At 73.0% G+C, this 6504-nt stretch carries 9 protein-coding genes; 8 read left to right on the forward strand and 1 reads right to left on the reverse strand.

Translation table 11 applies throughout. The features are described 5' to 3' along the window. From G3I40_RS08175 to G3I40_RS08185, 3 genes are all read left to right on the forward strand, one after another. Nucleotides 1-1073, forward strand: a 1073-nt coding sequence (locus G3I40_RS08175) for an alpha/beta hydrolase (protein WP_164301493.1), incomplete at its 5' end; no start/stop codon positions are given. Further along, nucleotides 1036-1569, forward strand: coding sequence for a tRNA (adenosine(37)-N6)-threonylcarbamoyltransferase complex ATPase subunit type 1 TsaE (tsaE, locus tag G3I40_RS08180; protein ID WP_164301494.1), 534 nt, complete (start codon nt 1036-1038; stop codon nt 1567-1569). The genes G3I40_RS08175 and tsaE, both read left to right, overlap by 38 nt. A gap of 126 nt (nt 1570-1695) precedes the next feature. Beyond that, on the forward strand, nt 1696-1881 hold the full coding sequence (locus G3I40_RS08185) for a hypothetical protein (protein ID WP_164301495.1): 186 nt from the start codon (nt 1696-1698) through the stop codon (nt 1879-1881). Between the two features lie 88 nt (nt 1882-1969). Here G3I40_RS08185 and G3I40_RS08190 read toward each other — a convergent pair whose 3' ends face one another. Continuing rightward, a complete protein-coding gene (locus tag G3I40_RS08190) occupies nt 1970-2524 on the reverse strand; it encodes a hypothetical protein (protein WP_164301499.1) in 555 nt (184 codons plus the stop codon). A gap of 124 nt (nt 2525-2648) precedes the next feature. On the opposite strand from G3I40_RS08190, the gene tsaB reads away from it, so the two are divergent. From tsaB to G3I40_RS08215, 5 genes are all read left to right on the forward strand, one after another. Further along, the gene (gene tsaB, locus G3I40_RS08195) at nt 2649-3344 is read left to right on the forward strand and encodes a tRNA (adenosine(37)-N6)-threonylcarbamoyltransferase complex dimerization subunit type 1 TsaB (RefSeq protein ID WP_164301496.1); all 696 of its coding nucleotides are present in this window, start codon (nt 2649-2651) and stop codon (nt 3342-3344) included. 26 nt (nt 3345-3370) lie between these two features. Further along, entirely contained in the window at nt 3371-3850 is a 480-nt protein-coding gene (gene rimI / locus G3I40_RS08200; protein ID WP_164301500.1) for a ribosomal protein S18-alanine N-acetyltransferase, read from the forward strand. Beyond that, nucleotides 3843-4952, forward strand: a complete 1110-nt coding sequence (tsaD, locus tag G3I40_RS08205; protein ID WP_164301497.1) for a tRNA (adenosine(37)-N6)-threonylcarbamoyltransferase complex transferase subunit TsaD — start codon at nt 3843-3845, stop codon at nt 4950-4952. Before rimI ends, tsaD begins: the two co-directional genes overlap by 8 nt. Beyond that, nucleotides 4949-5197: a hypothetical protein gene (locus G3I40_RS08210; protein WP_164301498.1), complete on the forward strand. Its 249-nt coding sequence runs from the start codon at nt 4949-4951 to the stop codon at nt 5195-5197. The genes tsaD and G3I40_RS08210 overlap by 4 nt, the downstream gene beginning before the upstream one ends. 153 nt (nt 5198-5350) lie before the next feature. Further along, the gene (locus G3I40_RS08215) at nt 5351-6313 is read left to right on the forward strand and encodes an LCP family protein (RefSeq protein ID WP_164301501.1); all 963 of its coding nucleotides are present in this window, start codon (nt 5351-5353) and stop codon (nt 6311-6313) included. The last annotated feature ends 191 nt before the right edge of the window (nt 6314-6504 follow it).

The following is a 6504-nucleotide window of genomic DNA, read 5'->3' on the forward strand; positions in this document are numbered from 1 at the left end:
TGCGCCGCAAGGCCCGCCTGGCGCTCGACGCCTCCGGCCCCTACGGCGCGCTGCGCGGCGTGCCGGGCCGGGCCGTGGCCACCGACGGCACCGAGCTGTACTACGAGGTCGACGAGGTGGAGCCGGACAGCGGCACGGGCACGCGCAGGCGCCGCCTGTTCGGCCGCCGCACCCCGGCCCCGGTCACCGTCGTCTTCAGCCACGGCTACTGCCTCAACCAGGACTCCTGGCACTTCCAGCGCGCGGCCCTGCGCGGCGTCGTGCGCTGCGTGTACTGGGACCAGCGCAGCCACGGCCGTTCGGCACGCGGCGCGGAGCAGCAGGAGGGCACCCCGGTCTCCATCGACCGGCTCGGCGGCGACCTCAAGGCGGTGCTCGACACGGCCGCGCCGCAGGGCCCGCTGGTGCTCGTCGGCCACTCCATGGGCGGCATGACCGTGATGGCCCTGGCCGACCAGTACCCCGAGCTGATCCGCGACCGCGTCGTGGGCGTGGCCCTGGTGGGCACGTCCTCGGGCAAGCTCGGCGAGGTCAACTACGGCCTCCCGGTGGCCGGGGTGAACGCGGTGCGGCGGGTGCTGCCCGGGGTGCTGAAGGCGCTCGGCCAGCGCGCCGACCTCGTCGAGAGGGGGCGCCGCGCGACGGCGGACCTGTTCGCCGGGGTCATCAAGCGGTACTCGTTCGCGACGCGGGACGTCGACCCGGCGGTCGCCCGGTTCGCCGAGCGGATGATCGAGGGCACGCCGATCGACGTGGTCGCCGAGTTCTACCCGGCGTTCCAGGAGCACGACAAGACGGCAGCCCTGGGGCGCTTCGCGCAGCTGCCGGTCCTGGTGCTCGCCGGGGAGCAGGACCTGGTGACGCCGAGCGAGCACAGCGAGGCCATCGCGGCGCTGCTGCCCGACGCCGAGTCCGTCCTGGTGCCGGACGCCGGACACCTGGTGATGCTGGAGCATCCGGAGGTCGTCACGGACCGCCTGGCGGACCTGCTGGTCCGCGCGGGAGTGGCCGGCGCAGCCGCTACCGTGGGGAGCCATGGAGACACCGGCAGCACCGCACAGCCCGGCGGCTGATCCCGCCACCCCCGTCACCACCGTCACGGTCACGGTCAACTCCCCGGACGAGATGCGGGAGTTGGGCCTCGCCCTGGCCGCCCGCCTGCGCCCCGGCGACCTCGTGATGCTCACCGGTGAGCTCGGCGCGGGCAAGACGACCCTGACCCGGGGGCTCGGCGCGGGCCTCGGCGTGCGCGGCGCGGTGACGTCGCCGACGTTCGTGATCGCCCGGGTGCATCCGCCGCTCGGCGAGGGGCCCGCCCTGGTGCACGTGGACGCGTACCGGCTCGGCGGCGGCCTCGACGAGATGGAGGACCTCGACCTCGACGTGTCCCTGCCGGACTCGGTGGTCGTCGTCGAGTGGGGCGACGGCAAGGTCGAGGAGCTGGCCGACGACCGGCTGCACGTCCTCATCGACCGGGCGACCGGCGACACCACGGACGAAGTGCGCGTCGTGACGCTGAACGGCATCGGGGAGCGCTGGGGCGGCGCGGACCTCGGTTCCCTGGCGTAGGGAGCACCCGCTCGTACGTATCCCGACAACGCGTCGGCAAAATGTTGCGCGGCGCGTGTCCGGCGTGTTCACATGGAGACCGGACTTAGTTAGGTCTACCTAACCACGCCTGCTCGGGAGGCGCACATGTCGGCTTCGGAACGTGAGGTGCGGCGCACTGCGCCGCTTGCGGGGCGGGACGTGGTGCGCGGGGTGTCGATGGGGGACCTGCTGGCGTCGTGCGCGGCGGCGCGTGCCGTCTCGACACCGCCCGCCCCCGCCCGCGTACCGGACGAGCGCCGCCCGACCGCGGAGCGGCGCGACGCGGCCTAGAGAAGCGGGTACGGCCGCCGCTGCGTCAGCGGCCCGGAACAAGCCAGTACGGCCGGCGGTGCGTCACTGGTACGTCAGCGGCGCGGGCTCACGGAACGACGACGATCTTCCGGCCGAAGGTCGCGAACTCCCACATCGCGGCGCCGTCGGCCCGCGACTCGCGGATGCCGCCCGTCTGCTTCGACGGGTCCGGCTCGGGCGTCGAGCCGTCGACCGCGGCGCTGAAGCCGATCGCGACCCCGCCCGTGTTCGCGAACCGCACGACGTGCTCGATCGGCACCCCGTCGGTGCCGGTGATGGTCCCGGAGCGGGAGCCCACCGTGTACTTGCCGGGCGCCGGGTCCACGGTGCCGGGCGTCACCTTGTACGTGCGCTGCGCCTTGCCGTTCCCCCCGACGAGCCAGACCCGGTCGGCGCCCAGCGCGTAGACGACGCGCTCGCCCGCGCCGGACTGGGCGGGCAGGGCCTTCGGGTCGGTCTTCTCCTTGGGGGAGCGGGACGCCGTCGCGGTGGGGGAGGTGTCGGCCTTCGACTTGCCGAGGTCGGCCGGTGCGTTCGCCGACGCCTGGTACGTGAGGAAGCCGACCACGACGAGCGCTCCCGCGGTCAGCGCGGTCACGAATCCGGTGCTGCTCCGTGCCACCAGGTGCCTGCCTCTCATGTCCCCATGTACGACGCCAGTGACGGCTTTGTGTGACGGTAGCAGCCGGGGCCTGCGCTCCCCGGTTGCGGACATGTCCGCCCTCCTGTGGCCGTAGGCTGTTTGCGTGCTGTTGCTCGCCTTGGATACCGCCACCCCTGCCGTCACCGTCGCCCTGCACGACGGCACGGCCCTCGTCGCCGAGTCGAGTCAGGTCGACGCCCGCAGACACGGGGAGCTGCTGCTGCCCGCCGTCGACCGGGTGCTCGCCGAGGCCGGCGCGCGGCTCGACGCCGTCACCGGGATCGTCGTGGGCGTGGGCCCGGGACCGTACACCGGACTGCGCGTCGGCCTGATGACCGCCGACACCTTCGGACTCGCGCTCGGCGTGCCCGTGCACGGCGTGTGCACGCTGGACGGGCTCGCGTACGAGACGTCGGTGGAGGGCCCCTTCGTGGTCGCGACGGACGCCCGCCGCAAGGAGGTCTACTGGGCGCGCTACGAGGCCCGGCCCTCGCCCGGCCACAGCGCCTCCGCGCGGCCCCCTCTGGTGTGCACCCGGATCACGGACGCCGCCGTCGACCGGCCCGCGGACATCGCCGAGGCCGTCGCGGGGCTGCCCGCCGTCGGCGCGGGCGCGCTGCTCTACCCCGAGGTGTTCGGGGACCCGCGCGGCCCCGAGCACGTGTCGGCCGGGGCGCTCGCCGCCCTCGCCGCCGAGAAGCTGGCCGCGGGCGAGGAACTGCTCGAACCGCGCCCCCTGTACCTGCGCCGCCCTGACGCGCAGGTCCCCAAGAACTACAAGGTGGTCACTCCCCAGTGACGACCGTGACCGCTGAACTGCGCGAGATGCGCTGGTGGGACATCGATCCCGTGCTCGCCCTGGAGAAGGATCTCTTCCCGGACGACGCCTGGTCGCGCGGCATGTTCTGGTCCGAGCTCGCGCACGCGCGCGGGGTCGGCTCGTCGCGGCGCTACGTGGTCGCGTACGAAGGGGACCGGCTCGTCGGGTACGGCGGCCTCGCCTCCTCGGGCGACCTGGCCGACGTACAGACCATCGCCGTCGCCCGCGACCACTGGGGCACCGGGCTCGGCGCCCGGCTGCTCACCGAACTCCTGCGGCACGCCACCGCCTTCGAGGCGGCCGAGGTGATGCTCGAAGTGCGCGTCGACAACACGCGGGCGCAGAAGCTCTACGAGCGCTTCGGCTTCGAACCGATCGGCTTCCGCCGCGGCTACTACCAGCCGGGCAACGTGGACGCCCTCGTGATGCGCCTGATCACCAACCAAGAGCCCGTACACGTGACCGAAGAGAAGAACCATGGCTGACGAACCGCTCGTCCTCGGCATCGAGACCTCCTGCGACGAGACCGGCGTCGGCATCGTCCGCGGCACCACCCTGCTCGCCGACGCCGTCGCCTCCAGCGTCGACGAGCACGCCCGCTTCGGCGGCGTCGTGCCCGAGGTCGCCTCCCGCGCGCACCTGGAGGCGATGGTCCCGACGATCCGGCGCGCCCTGAAGGACGCCGGGATCACGGCCAAGGACCTCGACGGGATCTCCGTCACCGCGGGGCCCGGCCTCGCGGGCGCCCTGCTCGTCGGCGTGAGCGCGGCGAAGGCGTACGCGTACGCGCTCGGCAAGCCGCTCTACGGCGTCAACCACCTCGCCTCGCACATCTGCGTGGACCAGCTGGAGCACGGCAAGCTGCCCGAGCCGACGATGGCGCTGCTGGTCTCCGGCGGACACTCCTCGCTGCTGCTGTCCAGCGACATCACCTCCGACGTGCGGCCGCTCGGCGCGACCATCGACGACGCGGCGGGCGAGGCCTTCGACAAGATCGCCCGGGTGCTGAACCTGGGCTTCCCGGGCGGCCCCGTCATCGACCGGTACGCGAAGGAGGGCGACCCGGACGCGATCGCCTTCCCGCGCGGGCTCACCGGGCCGCGCGACGCCGCGTACGACTTCTCCTTCTCCGGGCTCAAGACGTCCGTGGCCCGCTGGATCGAGGCCAAGCGGGCCGCCGGTGAGGACGTGCCGGTGCGCGACGTGTCGGCGTCCTTCCAGGAGGCCGTGGTGGACGTGCTGACCCGCAAGGCCGTGCGCGCCTGCAAGGACGAGGGCGTCGACCACCTCATGATCGGCGGCGGCGTGGCCGCCAACTCGCGGCTGCGGGCGCTCGCCGCGGAGCGCTGCGAGCGGGCCGGGATCCGGCTGCGCGTCCCGCGCCCCAAGCTGTGCACGGACAACGGCGCGATGGTCGCCGCGCTCGGCGCCGAGATGGTGGCCCGCAACCGGCGGCCGTCGGACTGGGACCTTTCGGCCGACTCGTCGCTGCCGGTGACGCAGACGCACGTGCCGGGCCACGAGCACGGTCATCACCACGGCCACGACCACGTGCACGAGGTGAGCAAGGAGAACCTGTACTCGTGAGCGTCGCGCTGATGTGGGAGGCCCGGGCCGTCGACGGCCGCGGCGAGGAGCTGCTGGCCTGGGCGAAGGCGCAGGTCCTGGAGCGGGAGCCGGAGCGGCGCGAGACGTTCCGGGCCCCGCAGGACCGGGTCCTGGTGATCACCTGGTGGGACGCGGACTACGCCGACGTACTGCCCGAACTCCCCGAGCCCGACGGGCGGTTGGTCACGCGAGCGGTGCACAGATGGCGGTTCGAGACCGTCTGACCGGTGGGTGAGAACTGCCTGAGATTTCCGAAATAGCGTGCCGACTGGTTTACCGCTGTAATAATTCGGACTTACGTTCACTCCGTGAGTGAGCAGAAACGGTTCCGTGCGCGTGCGGTGAAGCTGGCGGCGATCGCCTTCGGCTGTGTCCTCGTGCTCGGCGCGGCGGGGGCCGGATGGGTCTACTGGCACCTCGACCACAACATACGCAGCGTCGACATCGACAAGGCGCTCGGCGACGACCGCCCGGCCCGGGCCGACCAGGCCGCCGCCTCCCCGTCGCCGTCCGCCGCGGCGGAGCCCGTCGACAAGGGCGTCCTCAACATCCTCGTCCTGGGCTCGGACTCCCGTACCGGCAAGGAGAACAAGGCGCTCGGCGGCGGTGACAGCGGCGGCGCCCGCTCCGACACCGCGATGGTCGTGCACCTGGACGCCGGCCGCACGAAGGCGACCGTCGTCAGCATCCCGCGCGACACCCTCGTCGAGCGCCCGGCCTGCCCGACGGAGTCCGGCGGCGAGACGGCGCCCGCGTACCGCGCCATGTTCAACAGCGCCTACGCGGTGGGCGGTCCGGTCTGCGCGGTGAAGACCGTCGAGCAGCTCACGGGCGTGCGCATGGACCACTATCTGGAGATCGACTTCGCGGGCTTCGCCCAGCTCGTCGACGCGCTCGGCGGGGTGGACGTCACCACGACCGAGGACATCGACGACGACCTCAGCCACCTCCACCTCGCGGCGGGCGACCACCACCTCGACGGCGCGCAGGCGCTCGCCTTCGCCCGCACGCGGCACGGCGTCGGCGACGGAAGCGACCTGGGCCGCATCAAGCTCCAGCAGCAGTTGGTGAAGGCGCTGATGAGCGAGGTCTCCGGCAGCGGGCTGCTGACCGATCCGGCCCGGCTCTACCAGGTCGCCGACGCGGCCACCGCCAGCCTCACCGCGGACACCGGCCTCGACTCGCTGTCCGAACTGAGCGGCCTGGCACGGAGCTTGAGCGCGCTGCCCGCGGACTCCCTGAAGACGGTGATGATGCCCGTGGTGCGGGCGCCCTCGGACGCGAACCGGGTGGTGGCCGACGAGCCCGGGGCAAGCCGACTGTGGGAGTCGCTGCGCTGAGCCGCCCGACGCCGCTTCACTCCTTCTCGTACGTCAACAGATAGCGCCAGAAGAGCAGTTGGCGCACCTCGCAGCCGGGCAGCAGCCGTGCCGCCGCGGCCCGGGTCTGTGGCAGGGTCGCCTCCGGCTGCCGGACCGGGGGCTTCGGTGGCGGTGTGCGCAGCCCGCGGGCGCGCTCGCCGCCGTACACC

Origin of the sequence: Streptomyces sp. SID14478, from assembly GCF_010548525.1 — a bacterium.
Taxonomy (GTDB): Bacteria; Actinomycetota; Actinomycetes; order Streptomycetales; family Streptomycetaceae; genus Streptomyces.